The 17,948-nt window shown below is 56.1% G+C and carries 17 protein-coding genes; all 17 read left to right on the top strand.

Going from position 1 to position 17,948, the window contains the following annotated elements; all coding sequences use genetic code 11:
- The first annotated feature begins 17 nt into the window (after positions 1–17).
- Complete coding sequence (locus tag SMB34_RS15335) at positions 18–647, top strand: NADH-quinone oxidoreductase subunit C (RefSeq protein WP_007089408.1); 630 nt, start codon at positions 18–20, stop codon at positions 645–647.
- The gene (locus tag SMB34_RS15330; RefSeq protein ID WP_037991326.1) at positions 647–1,825 is read left to right on the top strand and encodes an NADH-quinone oxidoreductase subunit D; all 1,179 of its coding nucleotides are present in this window, start codon (positions 647–649) and stop codon (positions 1,823–1,825) included. Before SMB34_RS15335 ends, SMB34_RS15330 begins: the two co-directional genes overlap by 1 nt.
- Positions 1,822–2,484: an NADH-quinone oxidoreductase subunit NuoE gene (gene nuoE / locus SMB34_RS15325; RefSeq protein ID WP_051682327.1), complete on the top strand. Its 663-nt coding sequence runs from the start codon at positions 1,822–1,824 to the stop codon at positions 2,482–2,484. The genes SMB34_RS15330 and nuoE overlap by 4 nt, the downstream gene beginning before the upstream one ends.
- Position 2,485: 1 nt before the next feature.
- Complete coding sequence (nuoF, locus tag SMB34_RS15320) at positions 2,486–3,766, top strand: NADH-quinone oxidoreductase subunit NuoF (protein ID WP_037991319.1); 1,281 nt, start codon at positions 2,486–2,488, stop codon at positions 3,764–3,766.
- 27 nt (positions 3,767–3,793) lie between these two features.
- The gene (gene nuoG / locus SMB34_RS15315) at positions 3,794–5,854 is read left to right on the top strand and encodes an NADH-quinone oxidoreductase subunit NuoG (protein WP_037991318.1); all 2,061 of its coding nucleotides are present in this window, start codon (positions 3,794–3,796) and stop codon (positions 5,852–5,854) included.
- A gap of 87 nt (positions 5,855–5,941) precedes the next feature.
- Positions 5,942–6,955 carry an NADH-quinone oxidoreductase subunit NuoH gene (nuoH, locus tag SMB34_RS15310; protein WP_007089413.1) on the top strand — a complete coding sequence of 338 codons (1,014 nt, stop codon included), beginning with the start codon at positions 5,942–5,944 and terminating at the stop codon, positions 6,953–6,955.
- Positions 6,956–6,986: 31 nt separating this feature from the next.
- Entirely contained in the window at positions 6,987–7,475 is a 489-nt protein-coding gene (gene nuoI / locus SMB34_RS15305) for an NADH-quinone oxidoreductase subunit NuoI (protein ID WP_007089414.1), read from the top strand.
- A gap of 81 nt (positions 7,476–7,556) precedes the next feature.
- Positions 7,557–8,165 carry an NADH-quinone oxidoreductase subunit J gene (locus SMB34_RS15300; protein WP_007089415.1) on the top strand — a complete coding sequence of 203 codons (609 nt, stop codon included), beginning with the start codon at positions 7,557–7,559 and terminating at the stop codon, positions 8,163–8,165.
- On the top strand, positions 8,165–8,473 hold the full coding sequence (gene nuoK / locus SMB34_RS15295; protein WP_007089416.1) for an NADH-quinone oxidoreductase subunit NuoK: 309 nt from the start codon (positions 8,165–8,167) through the stop codon (positions 8,471–8,473). The genes SMB34_RS15300 and nuoK overlap by 1 nt, the downstream gene beginning before the upstream one ends.
- A 7-nt stretch (positions 8,474–8,480) precedes the next feature.
- The gene (nuoL, locus tag SMB34_RS15290; RefSeq protein WP_037991317.1) at positions 8,481–10,478 is read left to right on the top strand and encodes an NADH-quinone oxidoreductase subunit L; all 1,998 of its coding nucleotides are present in this window, start codon (positions 8,481–8,483) and stop codon (positions 10,476–10,478) included.
- A 6-nt stretch (positions 10,479–10,484) separates the two neighbouring features.
- Positions 10,485–12,002, top strand: a complete 1,518-nt coding sequence (locus tag SMB34_RS15285; RefSeq protein WP_037991316.1) for an NADH-quinone oxidoreductase subunit M — start codon at positions 10,485–10,487, stop codon at positions 12,000–12,002.
- An 11-nt stretch (positions 12,003–12,013) separates the two neighbouring features.
- Positions 12,014–13,453, top strand: a complete 1,440-nt coding sequence (gene nuoN / locus SMB34_RS15280) for an NADH-quinone oxidoreductase subunit NuoN (RefSeq protein WP_037991310.1) — start codon at positions 12,014–12,016, stop codon at positions 13,451–13,453.
- 2 nt (positions 13,454–13,455) lie between these two features.
- Positions 13,456–14,214, top strand: a complete 759-nt coding sequence (locus SMB34_RS15275) for a biotin--[acetyl-CoA-carboxylase] ligase (protein WP_007089420.1) — start codon at positions 13,456–13,458, stop codon at positions 14,212–14,214.
- 34 nt (positions 14,215–14,248) lie between these two features.
- A complete protein-coding gene (locus SMB34_RS15270) occupies positions 14,249–15,031 on the top strand; it encodes a type III pantothenate kinase (protein WP_037991305.1) in 783 nt (260 codons plus the stop codon).
- Between the two features lie 85 nt (positions 15,032–15,116).
- Positions 15,117–16,793 carry a ribonuclease J gene (locus SMB34_RS15265; RefSeq protein WP_181849851.1) on the top strand — a complete coding sequence of 559 codons (1,677 nt, stop codon included), beginning with the start codon at positions 15,117–15,119 and terminating at the stop codon, positions 16,791–16,793.
- A 103-nt stretch (positions 16,794–16,896) separates the two neighbouring features.
- Positions 16,897–17,301, top strand: a complete 405-nt coding sequence (gene mce / locus SMB34_RS15260) for a methylmalonyl-CoA epimerase (protein ID WP_037991302.1) — start codon at positions 16,897–16,899, stop codon at positions 17,299–17,301.
- A gap of 54 nt (positions 17,302–17,355) precedes the next feature.
- Entirely contained in the window at positions 17,356–17,595 is a 240-nt protein-coding gene (locus SMB34_RS15255; protein ID WP_007089424.1) for a DUF1467 family protein, read from the top strand.
- Positions 17,596–17,948: the final 353 nt, after the last annotated feature.

Raw genomic sequence — 17,948 nt, 5'->3', positions numbered from 1 at the left:
CCTTATAGGGGGCTTGCATGAGCGAAGTGCTCAGCGATAACAGCGCCGCGCTGAAAGATCTTAAAGATCTAGTGGTGTCCCAGTTTGCCGACAAGGTTCTGGAAACCCAGTACCGTTATGGCGAACTGACCATCGCGGTCAAACGCGATGCTATTCTTAAAGTTCTGACATTCCTTCGCGATGATGCGGGCTGTCTGTTCAAGCAGCTTGTTGACATTTGCGGGGTTGATTATCCCGAACGCGCCCAGCGCTTCGACGTCGTGTATCACCTGCTGTCGCTCAAGCATAACCTGCGTGTGCGCGTCAAGGTCAGCACCGACGAAGAAACCCCGGTGCCAAGTGCCGTTTCCGTTTACAGCGCCGCCAACTGGTTCGAGCGCGAAACGTGGGATCTGTTCGGCATTTTCTTTGATAATCACCCGGACCCCCGCCGTATCCTGACGGATTACGGTTTCGAAGGTCATCCGCTTCGCAAGGATTTCCCGCTGACCGGTTATGTCGAGGTTCGCTATGACGACGAGCAGAAGCGCGTTGTCTATGAGCCGGTGAAACTGGTTCAGGATTTCCGTAACTTTGATTTCGAAAGCCCGTGGGAAGGCATCCAGCATGTTCTCCCCGGCGATGAAAAGGCGGAGGGCAAGGCCTGATGTCGGAACAGAAAATCAAAAACATGACCATGAACTTCGGCCCGCAGCACCCTGCGGCGCACGGCGTTCTGCGTCTGGTTCTTGAAATGGACGGCGAGGTTATCGAACGCGCCGATCCGCATATCGGCCTTCTGCACCGCGGTACGGAAAAGCTGATCGAATATAAAACCTATATTCAGGCGACGCCGTATTTCGACCGTCTCGACTATGTCGCGCCGATGAACCAGGAACATGCCTATTGCCTGGCCATCGAGAAGCTGATGGGTGTCGAGGTGCCGAAACGCGCCCAGTATATCCGCGTCCTGTACGCGGAAATGGGTCGTATCCTGAACCATCTTCTGAACCTGACCGCCTTTGCGCTTGACGTTGGTGCGATGACCCCGCTGCTGTGGGGCTTCGAGGAACGTGAAAAGCTCATGGAATTCTATGAGCGTGCGTGCGGTGCCCGTCTTCATGCCAACTATTTCCGTCCGGGCGGCGTTGCTGCCGATCTTCCGGCCGGGTTGCTGGCCGATATTGATGCCTGGTGCGATCAGTTCCCGAAATTCGTCAAGGATTTCGACCGTATCCTGACCGGCAACCGTATCTTCAAGCAGCGTACGGTTGATATCGGGATCGTTTCGCCCGAAGAGGCGCTTGACTGGGGCTTTACCGGGCCGAACATCCGCGCATCGGGGATGGCGTGGGATCTGCGGAAATCGCAGCCCTATGACTCGTACGAAGATTTCGATTTCGACATTCCCATCGGCAAAAACGGCGACTGCTATGATCGCTTCCTGGTGCGTTTCGAAGAAATGAACCAGTCGCTTCGGATCATGAAGCAGGCCATTAAAGAAATGCCTGATGGTGCTGTTATCGTTGAAAATAACAAAGTGGCGCCGCCGTCGCGTTCAGAAATGAAACGCTCGATGGAAGCCCTGATCCATCACTTCAAACTCTTTACCGAAGGGTTCCACGTTCCGGCGGGCGAATGCTATGCCGCGGTCGAGGCCCCGAAGGGCGAGTTTGGCGTGTATCTCATTTCGGATGGCTCGAACCGTCCGTATCGCTGCAAAATTCGCGCACCCGGGTTCCCGCACCTTCAGGGCATCGACTTCATGTCCAAAGGCCACATGCTGGCCGACGTCGTTGCCAATATCGGGTCGCTTGATATCGTGTTCGGTGAGATTGACCGATGAGCCATTTGAGAAGACCAGCTCCGAGAGAGCTTCAGCCTGTCAGCTTTGCGTTTTCCCCGGAAAACATGGAGCGGGCAAAAAAGATTATCGCCAAGTATCCGGAAGGCCGCCAGCAGAGCGCGGTCATGCCGCTGCTTGATCTGGCACAGCGTCAGACCGAGGGGAACTGGGTTCCGACTGTTGCAATGGATTACATTGCCGACATGCTCGAAATGCCGGCCATTCGCGTCTATGAGGTGGCGACCTTCTATACGATGTATAACCTTGCCCCGGTGGGCAAGAATTTCATCCAGGTCTGCACCACGACGCCGTGCTGGTTGCGCGGTTCGGCCGATGTTGTCGATACCTGCAAGAAGGAACTGGGCATTGGAATCGGTGAAACCACCGAAGACGGCCAGTTTACCCTGATCGAGGTTGAATGCCTTGGCGCGTGCGTTAACGCACCGATGATGCAGATTAACGACGATTATTACGAAGACCTGACTGCCGATAGCACCAAGTCGATTCTTGATGCCCTGAAAAAGGGTGAAAAGCCGAAAGCCGGTCCGCAGATCGGTCGTCGCGGCTGCGAGCCGATTGGTGGACCCAAGGTTCTGAAGGCATTCTGTGGCTGCGGCGCTGCCGATCAGTCTGCTGATGCAAGCGAAGGGGAGGCCTGAGATGTTGCAGGATAAGGATCGTATCTTTACCAACCTGTACGGTTTTCAGGACTTCGGTCTTAAGGCGGCACAGGCACGTGGCAACTGGGACGGCACCAAGGCCCTGATTGAAAAAGGGCGCGACTGGATCATCAACGAGATGAAGGCATCCGGTCTGCGTGGTCGCGGGGGCGCAGGCTTCCCGACCGGCCTGAAATGGTCGTTCATGCCCAAGGAATCCGATGGTCGTCCGAGTTACCTTGTGGTCAATGCCGACGAGGGAGAGCCTGGCACCTGCAAAGACCGCGAGATCATGCGCAATGATCCGCATACCCTGATTGAAGGCTGCCTTCTGGCAAGCTTCGCGATGAATGCCCATGCCGGATATATCTATATCCGTGGGGAATTCTATCACGAGGCATCGAACCTTCAGCGTGCAATCGACGAAGCCTATGAAGCCGGTCTGCTTGGCAAGAATGCCTGCGGTTCGGGCTGGGATTATGACCTTTATCTGCATCTTGGTGCAGGGGCGTATATCTGTGGCGAGGAAACCGCGCTGATCGAAAGCCTTGAGGGCAAGAAAGGCCAGCCGCGTCTGAAGCCGCCATTCCCGGCCAATGCCGGTCTGTATGGCTGCCCGACGACGGTGAACAATGTCGAATCGATTGCCGTGGTGCCGGAAATCCTGCGCCGTGGTGGTTCATGGTTCACCGGTTTTGGCCGTGAAAACAACCACGGCACCAAGCTGTTTGCGATTTCCGGCCATGTCGAAAAGCCGTGCACGGTCGAAGAAGCCATGAGCATCCCGCTGCGTGAGCTGATCGAAAAGCATTGCGGCGGTGTTCGTGGTGGCTGGGACAATCTTTTGGCGGTCATTCCGGGCGGCTCGTCGGTTCCGCTGATGACCAAAGACATTTGCGACGATGTGCTGATGGATTTCGATGCCCTGCGTGAAGTGGGATCGGGCCTTGGTACGGCAGCGGTGATTGTGATGGATAAGTCCACCGACATCGTTTACGCCATCGCGCGTCTGTCGGAATTCTATCAGCATGAAAGCTGTGGCCAGTGTACGCCGTGCCGTGAAGGCACGGGCTGGATGGCGCGCATTATGGCGCGCATGGTCCGGGGACAGGCCACGCTTGATGAAATTGATCTGTTGTGGGATGTGACCAAACAGGTCGAAGGCCACACCATTTGTGCGCTTGGCGATGCAGCTGCATGGCCGATCCAGGGTCTGATCCGTCGCTTCCGTCCCGAAATGGAACGGCGGATCAAGGAATATCGCGCACGGATCGCGGCCTGAGAGGGGCCTGTTGAGAGGGATTGAGACATGCCGAAACTGACAGTTGACGGTATTGAAGTTGAAGTAGAAGCCGGGGCGACAGTCCTTCAGGCCTGTGAAGAGGCCGGGAAGGAGATTCCGCGTTTCTGCTATCACGAGCGCCTGTCAATCGCCGGCAACTGCCGTATGTGTCTGGTTGAAATGGAACGCGCACCCAAGCCGGTCGCGTCCTGTGCCATGCCTGCGGCAGATGGAATGGTGATCAAGACGGATTCCGATCTGGTCAAGAAAGCCCGCAATGGCGTGATGGAATTCCTGCTTATCAACCATCCGCTGGATTGCCCGATCTGTGACCAGGGCGGTGAATGTGACCTTCAGGACCAGGCGATGGCCTATGGTTTTGACGCGTCGCGTTATGCCGAGAAAAAGCGTGCGGTGAAGGACAAGGAACTGGGGCCGATTGTCAAAACGATCATGACCCGTTGCATTCATTGCACCCGTTGCGTCCGTTTTTCCGAGGAAGTCGCCGGTGTCGGCACCATGGGTGCGGTTTACCGCGGCGAGGATACCGAGGTCGGACCGTATATCGAAGCATCGATCAATTCCGAACTTTCGGGGAACCTGGTCGATCTTTGCCCGGTTGGCGCACTGACGTCCAAACCCTATGCGTTTACCGCGCGTCCGTGGGAATTGAAAAAGACCGACAGCATCGACGTGATGGATGCGGTCGGATCAAACATCCGTATCGATTCCCGCAGTGCCGAAGTCATGCGCGTTCTGCCGCGTACCAATGACGATGTGAACGAGGAATGGATTTCGGACAAAACCCGTTATGCGATTGACGGCCTGAAACGCCAGCGTCTGGATCGTCCGTATGTGCGTGTTGATGGCAAGCTCAAAGCCGCCAGCTGGGACGAGGCATTTGCCGCGATCAAGGCGAAGGTTTCCGGGCTTGATGGCAAGAAGATTGCCGCAATCGCCGGTGATACTGTCGATTGTGAATCGATGACTGCGTTAAAGGATCTGATGGGGACCCTTGGGTCGCCGAACCTTGATTGCCGTCAGGACGGTTCGAAAATTGGCGGTCCGCGTGCGTCCTATATCTTTAACACCACGATTTCGGGCATTGATGATGCCGATGCCTGCCTGATCGTTGGTGCGAATATCCGTGCCGAAGCGCCGATCATCAATTCGCGTCTGCGCAAGCGCTGGCGTGCGACGGCCGGTGATTTCAAGGTTGGCATCATTGGCGAAAGCTGGGACCCGACCTATAAGCACGACTATCTTGGTGCCGGTGCGGAAACGCTTTCTGCGGTGCTGGATGGCAAAAACGATTTCGCCAAGGTTCTGAAAGCCGCCGAAAAGCCGATGATCATCGTTGGCATGGGCGCGCTTAACCGTGAGGACAGCGATGCGGTTCTGGCGACCGTCCGGGCGATTGCCGAAAAATACGGCATGGTTTCGGGCGACTGGAACGGTTTCAACGTTCTGCACACCGCCGCATCGCGCGTCGGTGGCCTTGATCTGGGCTTTGTCCCGGGCGAGGGCGGTCTTGCGACCAATGACATCCTTGATGCCGCGGCAAAAGGCGATGTCGAGGTTGTTTACCTTCTGGGTGCCGATGAAATCGACATGTCGAAACTTGAGAAGGCCTTTGTGGTCTATCAGGGGGCGATGGGCGATGCCGGTGCGCAGGCTGCCGACGTGATCCTGCCCGGTGCTGCCTATACCGAAAAGAACGGTACCTACGTCAATACCGAAGGCCGCGCCCAGCAGGGCTGGCGTGCTGTTTTCCCGGTTGGCGAGGCCAAGGAAGACTGGGCGATTGTCCGTGCGCTTTCAGGCGCACTTGGTCAGGCCCTGCCGTATGACAACATTGATGCCGTGCGTTCGCGCATGGTTGAACTCAGCGCGACTTTCGCCTCGCTGAATGCTGTCACCAAGGCAGAGTGGACCGATTTCGGCAAGGCAGGCGATATGAAGTCTGATGGCTTTACCTCGCCGGTTCGCAATTTCTATATGACCGACCCGATCAGCCGTGCATCGGTGACGATGGCCAAATGTACAGAGGCCTTTGTCAAGGATGCGGCTGCCGAGAAGGTTGCCTGAGTTTGGGGGGCGGCGATGACATCGTCGCCCGTCCCGCAAGGGGGTGTCCCAATTCAGGGACGAAACGCAAAAGATACGGTTTGACCGATGGAACTTCTTTGGGACGGATATATTGAACCGCTGGTCTGGATCGTCGCCAAGATTTTGGCGATTGTTGTCCCGCTGCTGGTTGCTGTCGCCTATCTGACCTATGCCGAGCGCAAGGTCATCGGTGCGATGCAGTTGCGCAAAGGCCCGAACGTTGTGGGGCCGTTTGGTCTTCTGCAACCGCTGGCCGATGGTCTGAAACTGTTTCTGAAAGAAACGATTGTTCCGACCAGTGCCAACAAGGGCGTGTTTATCATTGCCCCGATGCTGACCTTCATTCTGGCGATCATTGCCTGGGCGGTTATCCCGTTCGACGAGGGCATGGTTCTGGCGGATCTGAATGTCGGCATTCTGTACCTGTTCGCGATTTCATCGCTGGGTGTTTACGGCATCGTGATGGCCGGTTGGGCGTCGAACTCGAAATACGCCTTCCTTGGTGCGCTGCGTTCCGGCGCACAGATGGTGTCCTACGAGATTTCGATTGGCCTGATCATCATTTCGGTTCTGCTGACCACCGGGTCGCTGAACCTGAGCGATATCGTTCGCGGTCAGGTTGGCGGCATCTGGGAATGGAACTTCATCTATCACCTGCCGATGTTTGTGGTCTTCATCGTGTCGATCCTGGCCGAAACGAACCGTGCGCCGTTTGACCTTCCGGAAGCGGAAGCCGAACTGGTGTCGGGTTATAACGTCGATTATTCGGCAATGACCTTTGCGCTGTTCTTCCTGGGTGAATACGCGAACATGATCCTGATGAGCGGTCTTTGTGCCGTTCTGTTCCTGGGCGGCTGGACCGCGCCGCTGCCGGTGCTGGAATTCATCCCGGGGGCGATCTGGTTCATTCTGAAGATCTGCTTCGTTCTGTTCATTTTCCTCTGGGTGCGTGCGACATTCCCGCGTTACCGCTATGACCAGCTGATGCGTCTGGGTTGGAAAGTCTTCCTGCCGCTGTCATTTGCCTGGGTCATGCTGGTCGCCACGTTCCTGGTTGCTTTTGACAAGGTCCCGGCCTGATCGCCGCGCATCGGAGAGAGAGAGGTAAACGATGTCATTTATTGATCGGACGGCCCGGAGCTTCCTGCTGGTGGAACTCGTTTCCGGTATGGCGCTCACCCTGAAATACATGTTCAAGCCGAAGGTGACGCTGAACTATCCCTATGAGAAGGGTCCGCTGAGCCCGCGTTTCCGTGGCGAGCATGCGCTGCGCCGTTATCCCAACGGGGAAGAGCGTTGCATTGCGTGCAAACTTTGCGAGGCGATCTGTCCCGCGCAGGCCATCACCATCGAGGTTGAGCCGCGCGATGACGGTTCGCGTCGTACGACGCGCTACGATATCGATATGACGAAATGCATCTATTGCGGTTTCTGCGAGGAAGCCTGTCCGGTGGATGCAATCGTTGAAGGTCCGAACTTCGAGTTCGCAACCGAAAACCGCGAGGAGCTTCTCTATGACAAGGATAAGCTTCTGGCAAATGGCGAGCGTTGGGAAGCCGAGCTTGCTGCACGATTGGAGGCAGACGCACCTTATCGGTAAGTGTCGCGTCTGATCGTATAAAGAGAGTTCATGGGCCGCTTTCTGCTGTTGGGGCAGGGCGGCTCGCCAAGGGGGTACCTTATGGTCGTACAGGCTTTGGCTTTTTACCTGTTTGCTACTGTCGCGGTTCTGTCCGCGACTGCGGTTGTGACCGTTCGCAACCCGGTGCATTCGGTACTGCTGCTGATTTTGACATTTTTTAACGCAGCCGGGCTTTTCGTCCTGCTGGGTGCTGAGTTTCTCGCCATGCTGCTCGTCGTCGTCTATGTCGGCGCGGTCGCGGTTCTGTTCCTGTTCGTCGTCATGATGCTCGACATCAACTTTGTCGAGATGCGCGAAGGTTTCCTCAACTATCTGCCGATCGGGGTTCTGATCGCGCTGGTGCTGTTTGTGGAACTGGCCTTTGTCGGCGCGGGCTGGGCTTTGTCAGATGACAAGATCGCCGTTCTGGCGCATCCGACGCCCGCCGGACTGACCAATGTCGAGGCGCTTGGCCAACTGATCTACACCGATTACGCATACATCTTCCAGGCTGCCGGTCTGGTGCTGCTTGTTGCGATGATTGGCGCAATTGTCCTGACGCTGCGTACCCGCGAGGGTGTCCGCCGTCAGAAAATCTCCGAGCAGGTCAAACGCGATCGCGCTGACACGCTTGAAGTCAAAAAAGTTCCGGTCGGTAGGGGGATCTGATGGAAATCGGTCTTGCACATTATTTGACCGTCGCGGCGATCCTTTTCACACTCGGGATCTTTGGCATCTTCATGAACCGCAAGAACGTCATCATCATCATGATGTCGATCGAGCTGATGCTGCTGGCAGTCAATATCAACCTTGTCGCGTTCTCGTCGTTCCTTGGCGACCTCGTCGGACAGGTCTTCACCATCTTCGTCCTGACCGTTGCCGCCGCCGAGGCAGCGATCGGTCTTGCGATCCTGGTGGTCTATTTCCGTAACCGCGGCACGATTGCGGTTGAAGACATCAACATGATGAAGGGGTAAGGCAGATATGTATCCTCTGATTGTATTCCTGCCCCTGATCGCTGCCACGATTGCCGGCATCATCACGCTGGCCGGCGCCATGTCGTCCGCGTCCGGTGCCGAGCATGACAGCAGCCATCATCATGGTGTTTCGACGTCTGATCGCATTTCCCAGCTGATTACGGTGGGCGGTGTCGTTACGGCCTTCATCATTTCGATCTTCGCCTTTGTCGATGTTGCGATTGGCGGCAACCCGGTGACGGTTCAGCTGTTTACCTGGATTTCTTCGGGTAACTTCACGGCTGAATGGGCGCTTCGTTTTGATACGCTGACCTGTGTCATGCTGATTGTTGTGACCGGTGTGTCGTCGATGGTGCATATCTATTCCATCGGTTACATGTCGCACGATCCCGACAAGCCGCGTTTCATGGCGTATCTGTCGCTGTTTACCTTTGCCATGCTGATGCTGGTGACTGCCGACAACCTGATCCAGCTGTTCTTTGGCTGGGAAGGGGTGGGGCTTGCGTCCTATCTTCTGATCGGTTTCTGGTATTCCAAGCCGTCGGCATCGGCCGCCGCGATCAAGGCGTTTGTCGTTAACCGTGTCGGTGACTTTGGCTTTGCGCTGGGTATCTTTGCGGTTTATGTCCTGTTCGATAGCGTTCAGTTCGACGTGATCTTTGGCAATGCCGAAGAAGTTGCCGGAACGACGCTTTTGTTCCTTGGTCATGAATTCTCGGCACTTGAGATCACCTGTTTCCTTTTGTTCATCGGTGCGATGGGCAAATCGGCACAGCTTGGCCTGCATACGTGGCTGCCTGATGCGATGGAAGGCCCGACGCCGGTTTCCGCCCTTATTCACGCGGCAACCATGGTGACGGCCGGTGTGTTCATGGTTGCGCGCCTGTCGCCGATCTTTGAATATGCCGAAACCACGCTTGCGATCATTACCGTTGTCGGCGCATCGACCGCGTTCTTTGCCGCGACCATTGGTTGCGTTCAGAACGACATCAAGCGCGTGATCGCCTATTCGACCTGTTCGCAGCTTGGCTATATGTTCTTTGCGTGTGGCGTGTCGGCCTATTCGGCGGGCGTGTTCCACCTGATGACGCACGGTTTCTTCAAGGCGCTTTTGTTCCTTGGTGCCGGTTCGGTGATCCATGCGATGTCCGACGAGCAGGACATGCGCAAGATGGGCGGCATCTATAAGATGGTTCCGCTGACCTTTGCGGTGATGATGGTTGGTACGCTTGCGATTACCGGTTTCCCGGGGCTTGCGGGCTTCTATTCCAAGGACCTTGTCATCGAAAGCGCGTTTGCCGCACATACCGCAGTCGGCACCTATGCCTTCTGGGCCGGTATCCTGGCGGCACTGATGACGTCGTTCTATAGCTGGCGTCTGATTTTCATGACCTTCTTTGGCACCCCGCGTGCGGACGAGCGGACCATGGCCCATGTCCATGAAAGCCCGGCCGTCATGACGCTGCCGCTTCTGTTCCTGACCATCGGTGCGATCTTTGCCGGCTGGTACGCCAAGGACTGGTTCGGTGGTGGTGACTATGAAGAGATGCTGGCATTCTGGAACGGCGCGATCTTCATGGCCGAAGGTCATCAGGCTCTTGAACATGCTCATCATGTTCCGGGCTGGGTCAAGCTGGCACCGTTTGTTGCCATGGTATCGGGCTTTGTCATCGCACTTGTGATGTACAAGCTGGTTCCGTCGCTGCCGCGTCAGTTGGCCAATACCTTCAACGGTCTGTATCGCTTTGCGCTGAACAAATGGTACTTCGATGAGCTTTACGACAAGATTTTCGTCAAGCCGGCCTTCTATCTTGGCTATGGCTTCTGGAAATCGGGCGATGGCGCGCTGATCGACGGTGTCGGTCCGGACGGTGTCGCCGCAGCATGCCGTAACATTGCACGTCGCGTCAGCGCCCTTCAGAGCGGTTTCGTCTATCACTATGCGTTTGCGATGCTGATCGGTATTGCCGCCTTGGTGTCTTACACAATTTGGAAGATGGGTTAACGGGCGATGAGCGATTATCCAATTCTTTCGATCGTCACCTTTTTACCGCTGATCGGCGCACTTTTCGTGCTGCTGATCCGCGGGGAAGAGGCGAATGTCGCCCGCAACTCCCGATGGGTTGCTTTGTGGACGTCGGGTTTCACCTTCCTGGCATCGTTGATGCTGTGGGTGAATTTCGATAGCACCACGGCCGAATTCCAGTTCGTTGAAAAAGCCGACTGGATACCGGGCCTGAACATTTCCTATCACATGGGCGTGGATGGCATTTCGATGCTGTTCGTGCTTCTGGCGACCTTCCTGACGCCGATCTGCATTCTGTCGGCATGGGAAGCAATCCAGAAACGTGTCAAGGAATACATGATCGCGTTCCTGATCCTGGAAACGATGATGGTCGGTATGTTCAGCGCGCTTGACGGTCTGCTGTTCTATCTGTTCTTCGAAGGCGTTCTGATCCCGATGTTCATCATCATCGGTGTATGGGGCGGTCAGCGCCGTGTTTATGCAGCCTTCAAGCTGTTCCTTTACACGCTGCTGGGTTCCGTTCTGATGCTGGTGGCGCTGCTTGCGATGTATTTCGAAGCAGGCACCACCGACATCCCGACCCTGATGGCGCACGGGTTCAGCTATAATATGCAGCTTTGGCTGTGGCTGGCGTTCTTTGCATCCTTTGCCGTCAAGGTGCCGATGTGGCCGGTTCACACATGGCTTCCGGATGCCCACGTTGAAGCACCGACCGCTGGTTCGGTGATCCTGGCCGGTGTTCTTTTGAAAATGGGTGGTTACGGGTTCCTGCGGTTCTCGTTGCCGATGATGCCGCTGGCGTCGGAAACCTTTGCCCCGCTGGTGTTTACGCTGTCGATTGTGGCGATCATCTATACGTCGCTGGTCGCATTGGCACAGCAGGACATGAAAAAGCTGATTGCCTATTCGTCGGTGGCCCATATGGGGATTGTCACGATTGGTGCCTTCACCTTTAACCAGCATGGTATCGAAGGTTCGATCTTCCAGATGCTGAGCCATGGTGTGGTATCGGGCGCGTTGTTCCTGTGTGTTGGTGTGGTTTATGACCGCATGCATACCCGCGAGATCGATGCGTATGGCGGTCTTGTGCACCGTATGCCGGGTTATGCCGTCATCTTCATGTTCTTTACGATGGCGTCTGTCGGTCTTCCTGGGACGGGTGGTTTCGTTGGCGAAATCCTGGCATTGCTGGGCGCGTTCGAAGCCAATACCTGGGTGGCATTCTTTGCCGCAACCGGTCTGATCCTTGGTGCGGCTTATGCGCTGTATCTCTATCGCCGCATCGTGTTCGGGGCCCTTACCAAGGAAAACCTTAAATCGATCCTTGATATGAGCCCGCGTGAATGGCTGATCTTTGCACCGCTTGTGATCATCGTTCTGTGGATGGGGGTCTATCCGGTCTCCTTCCTCGACATCATGCATGTTTCGGTTGAACACCTCGTCAACCAGGTCGAAACGGCGCAGGCTGCCGCAGCTCAGGCTGCGCAGCTGGCGGCGAATTGAGGGGAATGAACATGGGAGTTTCTATGCTCAACCTCGGGGCGGCATTGCCCGAAATCTTTATGGCCGTTTCGGCCCTGGCCCTTCTGATGCTTGGCGTGTTTGCCGGTAAGGACAGGGCTTTCCGCACCGTTTCATGGCTTGCGGTTGCAGCCCAGATCATCGCCCTTGTGCTGGTGGTTCTGGGTGACGGCGGGGTGGCGTTCTATGGCCAGTTCACGGCAGATGCCTTTGCCAAATTCACCAAGGTGATGATCCTGATCGGTTCGTCGATTGGTATCGTGATGGCGATGAATTACGCCGAACGCGAAAACATGTCGCGGTTCGAATTCCCGATCCTGATCCTGCTTGCCACACTTGGCATGATGGCGATGGTATCGGCGACCGACATGCTGTCGCTGTATCTTGGTCTTGAGCTTCAGTCGCTCGCACTTTACGTGATTGCGGCGATCCGCCGCGACACCGTTCGCGCCACGGAATCGGGCCTGAAATACTTCGTTCTGGGGTCGATTGCGTCGGGTATGCTGCTGTATGGCATGTCGATGGTCTATGGCTTTACCGGTTCGACCAACTTCGCCGTTCTGGGCGATGTGATCAGCAATGGCGGCCTTTCGGTCGGAACGCTGGTGGGGCTGGCCTTCATGTTTGCCGGTCTGTGCTTCAAGGTTTCCGCGGTTCCGTTCCATATGTGGACCCCGGACGTCTATGAAGGAGCACCGACCCCGGTGACGGCGTTCTTTGCGGTTGCGCCGAAGATTGCCGGTCTGGCGCTGTTTGTGCGTGTTGCGGTTGGCCCGTTTGCCGGTGTTGTCGAAGACTGGCAGCAGATCATTGTTCTGGTATCGATCCTGTCGATGGCATGGGGTTCGTTCGCGGCGCTTCGTCAGGACAATATCAAACGTCTGATGGCCTATTCATCCATCGGTCACGTTGGTTTCGCACTGGTTGGTCTTGCCGCCGGTACGGCAGAGGGCGTGCAGGGGATTCTGGTTTATCTGGGGATTTACCTTGTGATGAACCTTGGCACCTTTGCCGTGATCCTGTCGATGCGTCGCAATGACCGCATGGTCGAGGAAATCACCGATCTGGCCGGTCTGGCCAAGACCAAGCCGCTGATGGCGGCGGTGACCGCGATCCTGATGTTCTCGATGGCCGGTATTCCGCCGCTTGCAGGGTTCTTTGGCAAGTTCTATGTGTTCAAGGCGGCGGTTGATGCCGGTCTTGTGACGCTGGCGGTGATCGGTCTGGTGACCTCGGTCGTCAGTGCCTATTACTATCTGCGGATCATCAAGGTGATGTATTTCGACGAGCCGGTCGAAGCGTTCGACAAGAACGGCACCGAGATGAATGTGATCATGGCGGTTGCGACGGTCATTCTTCTGGCTTTCGTCTTCTTCCCGAACCCGTTGATGGATAGTGCCGGCGTTGCCGCGACGGCCTTGCTCGGGCAGTAAGGATGACCAAGCCGACGATCCGGCTTCCTGAAGGTTTTTATCTTCATGAACTGGAAGTGATCGACAGTACGAATGAAGAGGCGAAACGCCTTGCTGATAAGGGCGCCCCAAGTGGCGCCCTTATTTGGGCCCGCCAACAGACATCGGGCAGGGGACGGCGCGGCCGCGCATGGACATCCCCGGTTGGCAATCTTTATTCTTCCCTTTTGCTGCGTCCGGATTGCCCGCTTTTTGAAGCGGCAAAACTGACATTCCTGATTGCGGTTGCCCTGGCCGAGGCGATTGAGCTGGTGACAGGCAATCGGGTCAGGCCGGATTGCAAATGGCCCAATGACCTGATGGTCAATGGCCGCAAGATTTCGGGTATTCTTCTGGAAAGTGCATCGAATAACGGTTCGGAAACCGATTATCTGGTTATCGGAGCCGGGGTGAATGTGGCGTTTTATCCCGATGATGCCGAACGCCCGGCGACGTCGCTTTCAGCGCTTGGCGCGCCGGTATCGGTGGGCGAACTGATTTCGGCCTATGTCGGGCGGGTGGCAGACTGGTTGCCCGTATGGGAAGCGCAGGGTTTTGCCCCGGTGCGTGACGCCTGGCTTCGGCGGGCATACGGGATTGGTGCGCCGGTGATTGCGCGCCTGACCGAAAGGACGCTTGAGGGCATGTTTGTCGGGCTTGATGACGACGGATCGCTTGTTTTAAGAGAAACGGGCGGGATGGAGCATCGCATCGGCGCTGGCGAAGTGTTTTTTAAAGCATAAATAACACGGGACGATAACGGGGAGACGAAACATCATGCTGCTGGCGATTGATGCCGGGAATACCAACATCGTTTTCGCGGTGTTTGACGGCGATACGATCAAGGGGCAGTGGCGCTGTTCAACGACGGTTGAACGCACGGCTGATGAACTTGGCGTGTGGCTGCATCATCTGTTTACCCTGTCGGATGTGCCGAAAGATGCGATTACGGGCGCAATCATCGCAACCGTGGTTCCGGCGGCGGAATTCAGCCTTAAAACCCTGTGCCGACGTTATTTCAATGTCGAGCCGATGGTGGTGGGCGACCCGGCGGTTGATCTGGATATGAAGATCATCATGGACCGGCCAAGCGAGGTCGGGGCCGACCGGCTTGTCAATGCGGTTGCAGCCCACAAGCTTTTTGGCGGGCCGCTTGTGGTTCTGGATTTCGGGACGGCGACCACGTTTGACGTGATTGATGAAGAAGGCAATTATCTTGGCGGTGTGATTGCGCCAGGTGTTAACCTTTCGATCAAGGCGCTGCATATGGCAGCAGCCCAGTTGCCGATGGTCGCGATCGAGGCCCCGCGCAATGTGATCGGCAAGAACACGATCGAGGCGATGCAGTCCGGGGTTTACTGGGGCTATGTTGCGATGATTGAGGGGCTTCTGGCGCGCATTCGCATGCAGCAGGGCGTTGATAATATGAAAGTTGTCGCGACCGGTGGTCTGGCACCGTTATTTACCAAGGCGGTTGACGAGATCGAACATCTGCATGGCGATCTGACCATGCTGGGGCTTTTGATGATTTATCGTCGCAACAGCGCAAAATCGAATTAGACTGTTAACCGACATTGACTGTGAAGTGACGCGGGTGCGCCCCGTGATCGTGTTTCTCACCGCTGAAAGACAAGGGTGATCATCCGTGGATTTGTATTTGCCGAAAGACGAATTGCTGTTTGTGCCGCTGGGGGGATCTGGCGAAATTGGCATGAACCTCAATTTGTACGGATATGACGATCAGTGGCTGATGGTCGATATGGGCGTTTCCTTTGGCGAGGAAGGTCTGCCCGGTGTCGATGTTGTCATGCCCGATCCGACCTTTATCGAGGAACGCAAAGACAAACTTCTTGGCCTTGTCCTGACCCATGCGCATGAGGATCACCTTGGCGCGGTGCCGTATCTTTGGCCGCGGCTGAAATGCCCGATCTATGCCACCCCGTTTGCCGCCGAATTCCTGAAGGCCAAATTGGCGGAAACCGATTTTGCCGATCAGGTGCCGATCCATGTGATCGAGCTTGGCGGACGGTTCAAAAAGGGGCCGTTTGACATCGAATTCGTCACCATGACCCATTCGATCCTTGAACCCAATGCGCTTGCGATCCGCACCCCCAAGGGGCTTGTGGTGCATACCGGCGACTGGAAATTTGACCCCGAGCCACAGATTGGCGAGGCATCCGACGTCAAGAAGCTTGAGGCGCTTGGCGATGAAGGGGTCATGGCGCTGATTTGTGATTCCACCAACGTCTTTTCCGAAGGCAAAGCCGGATCGGAAGGCGATGTAGCCAAGAACCTGTCAAAACTGTTTGCCGAAACGCCGCAGGGCCGGATTGCGGTTGCGTGCTTTGCGACCAACGTTGCGCGGTTGCAGTCGATTGTTGAAGCGGCACATGAAAACAACCGCTGTGTCGGGTTGGCCGGGCGGTCATTGAACCGTGTGACCGAAGCCGCACGAGCAGTTGGCTACCTGACATCCTATCCGAACCTTCTGACCGATGAAGATGCGATGGAGGTCCCCAAGGATCAGGTATTGCTGATCTGTACCGGGTCGCAGGGCGAGCCGCGTGCGGCAATGTCGCGTATTGCCAAGGGTGATCATCCGACCGTGCAGCTTGATCCGGGCGATACGGTGGTGTTTTCGGCGCGCGAAATTCCGGGCAATGAAAAATCCATTGGTTATATCCAGAACCTTTTGATTAGGCGGGGTATCCGCGTGATTACCGCGCGTGATGAGCCGATCCATGTTTCGGGTCATCCGGGCAGGCAGGATCTGGCGCGGATGTATCAGCTTACACGTCCGAAAATCCTTGTGCCGGTGCATGGGGAAACCCGCCATCTGTGTGAACAGGCGGCCCTTGGCGCCGAATGTCAGATCCCCGAACAGGTGATCCCGCATGACGGGACGGTCATTCGCCTGTCGCCGGGCAGCGCGCATGTGATTGGCGTGGCTGAAAGCGGCGTGCTTTGCCTTGATGGCGGGCGGTTGCTGAAACGGGATTCCGATACCATCCGCAATCGCAATCGCATCGTGTGGAACGGTGTGATGTTTGTGACCGTGGTGCTGAACCAGTTTGGCGAGATGGTCGGTGAGCCGATGATTACGGCACCGAGCCTGTTTGACGAGGTCGGCGATGATGTCCGCCTTGATCATTTTGCAGCCGAGATCGGCAACCGGGTTGATCAGTTGAATGATGACGAGGTGCTTGACGATGCGGCGGTGATCCTTGCGATCCGGCAATCCCTGCGCCGTCCGGTGCGTCAGCGGCTTGGCAAGCGGCCAATGATCGAGGTGCATCTTGTGCGGGTGAACGAGCAGGGCTAGGCAGTTTGGGAAGGCGGCATGCGACCAAATGGGCGGTTGTCTTTGTCGTGATGTGCATCCTAGATTGTCGGTGATCGGGCAGATCACATTGCAGGAGTAGAACATGATTGGACGGCTGAACCATGTGGCGATTGCGGTGCCGGACCTTGCGGAAGGTATCCGGCTTTATCGTGATGTGCTAGGTGCGAAGGTTTCCGACCCGCAGGACGAACCAGATCACGGGGTGACTGTGGTCTTTGTTGAACTGCCCAATACCAAGATCGAATTGCTCTATCCGCTGGGCGAGGGATCGCCGATACAGGGGTTCCTTGATAAAAACACATCGGGCGGCATTCATCATGTCTGCTATGAGGTTGAGGATATCCTGGCGGCACGTGATCAGCTTCTGAAAAACGGTGCGCGCGTGCTGGGCACGGGGGAGCCGAAGATCGGGGCGCATGGCAAGCCGGTTCTGTTCCTGCATCCCAAGGATTTTAACGGGACGCTTGTTGAGCTTGAACAGGTTTAAGTTTCTTTCCCGCCTTATCGGCCCTTCTTCCCGCAACCAAGAAAAGAGTGCAGCATGAACTGGTTTTCAGCGATCCTTGTTTACATCGTGATCTGGTGGCTGGTGCTGTTCATGGTGTTGCCGTTCGGCGTGAAGCGCGAAGAGAATGTTCAGCCCGGCCATGATAGTGGCGCGCCGCAAAAGCCGCATATGTGGAAGAAGGTTCTGGCAACCAGCCTGATTTCGGCGATTTTGTGGCTGGTGGCGTATTTCGTGATTACCAGTGGCATGATCGAAGTCCGCCCGCCGCAATGATCGGGCGGCGGCATTCAGAAACAAACCCCGCACAATTTGTTGCGGGGTTTTTGTTTGGCCGGACTGCACAAAATGTCGGGGAAGGGGGGCGGAAAAGGCATCAATCGGGAAAAGCCAAAAAAAAAGCAAGATCACAAGGATCTTGCTAAGATGCTATTTTTATAGCTGTTTTCCCGTAATCTTTTTTTGCTTCCTCCTAAGACCTGGGCACTTGGCACAGGTTTTATTTCGACGTCGCGCCTGCTTCTTGTATGCTTATTGGCAACAAAGCCTCCCGCAATTTTATGAGCGGCTGCGATACGTCTTCCGCAACGATCTTGCGCCGTTAGCGGAGGATCAAAAAGCCACATATT

Source organism: Thalassospira permensis NBRC 106175, from assembly GCF_000714555.1.
Classification (GTDB): Bacteria; Pseudomonadota; Alphaproteobacteria; order Rhodospirillales; family Thalassospiraceae; genus Thalassospira; species Thalassospira xiamenensis.
The sequence above is the reverse complement of the archived record's forward strand: the minus strand, read 5'-3'. Positions and strand labels throughout refer to the sequence as shown.

Excerpts from the sequence above, each read along its gene's own strand:
- SMB34_RS15335 (WP_007089408.1), top strand. The coding sequence starts at position 18 with ATGAGCGAAGTGCTCAGCGATAACAGCGCCGCGCTGAAAGATCTTAAA.
- SMB34_RS15330 (WP_037991326.1), top strand. The coding sequence starts at position 647 with ATGTCGGAACAGAAAATCAAAAACATGACCATGAACTTCGGCCCGCAG.
- nuoE (WP_051682327.1), top strand. The coding sequence starts at position 1,822 with ATGAGCCATTTGAGAAGACCAGCTCCGAGAGAGCTTCAGCCTGTCAGC.
- nuoF (WP_037991319.1), top strand. The coding sequence starts at position 2,486 with ATGTTGCAGGATAAGGATCGTATCTTTACCAACCTGTACGGTTTTCAG.
- nuoG (WP_037991318.1), top strand. The coding sequence starts at position 3,794 with ATGCCGAAACTGACAGTTGACGGTATTGAAGTTGAAGTAGAAGCCGGG.
- nuoH (WP_007089413.1), top strand. The coding sequence starts at position 5,942 with ATGGAACTTCTTTGGGACGGATATATTGAACCGCTGGTCTGGATCGTC.
- nuoI (WP_007089414.1), top strand. The coding sequence starts at position 6,987 with ATGTCATTTATTGATCGGACGGCCCGGAGCTTCCTGCTGGTGGAACTC.
- SMB34_RS15300 (WP_007089415.1), top strand. The coding sequence starts at position 7,557 with ATGGTCGTACAGGCTTTGGCTTTTTACCTGTTTGCTACTGTCGCGGTT.
- nuoK (WP_007089416.1), top strand. The coding sequence starts at position 8,165 with ATGGAAATCGGTCTTGCACATTATTTGACCGTCGCGGCGATCCTTTTC.
- nuoL (WP_037991317.1), top strand. The coding sequence starts at position 8,481 with ATGTATCCTCTGATTGTATTCCTGCCCCTGATCGCTGCCACGATTGCC.
- SMB34_RS15285 (WP_037991316.1), top strand. The coding sequence starts at position 10,485 with ATGAGCGATTATCCAATTCTTTCGATCGTCACCTTTTTACCGCTGATC.
- nuoN (WP_037991310.1), top strand. The coding sequence starts at position 12,014 with ATGGGAGTTTCTATGCTCAACCTCGGGGCGGCATTGCCCGAAATCTTT.
- SMB34_RS15275 (WP_007089420.1), top strand. The coding sequence starts at position 13,456 with ATGACCAAGCCGACGATCCGGCTTCCTGAAGGTTTTTATCTTCATGAA.
- SMB34_RS15270 (WP_037991305.1), top strand. The coding sequence starts at position 14,249 with ATGCTGCTGGCGATTGATGCCGGGAATACCAACATCGTTTTCGCGGTG.
- mce (WP_037991302.1), top strand. The coding sequence starts at position 16,897 with ATGATTGGACGGCTGAACCATGTGGCGATTGCGGTGCCGGACCTTGCG.
- SMB34_RS15255 (WP_007089424.1), top strand. The coding sequence starts at position 17,356 with ATGAACTGGTTTTCAGCGATCCTTGTTTACATCGTGATCTGGTGGCTG.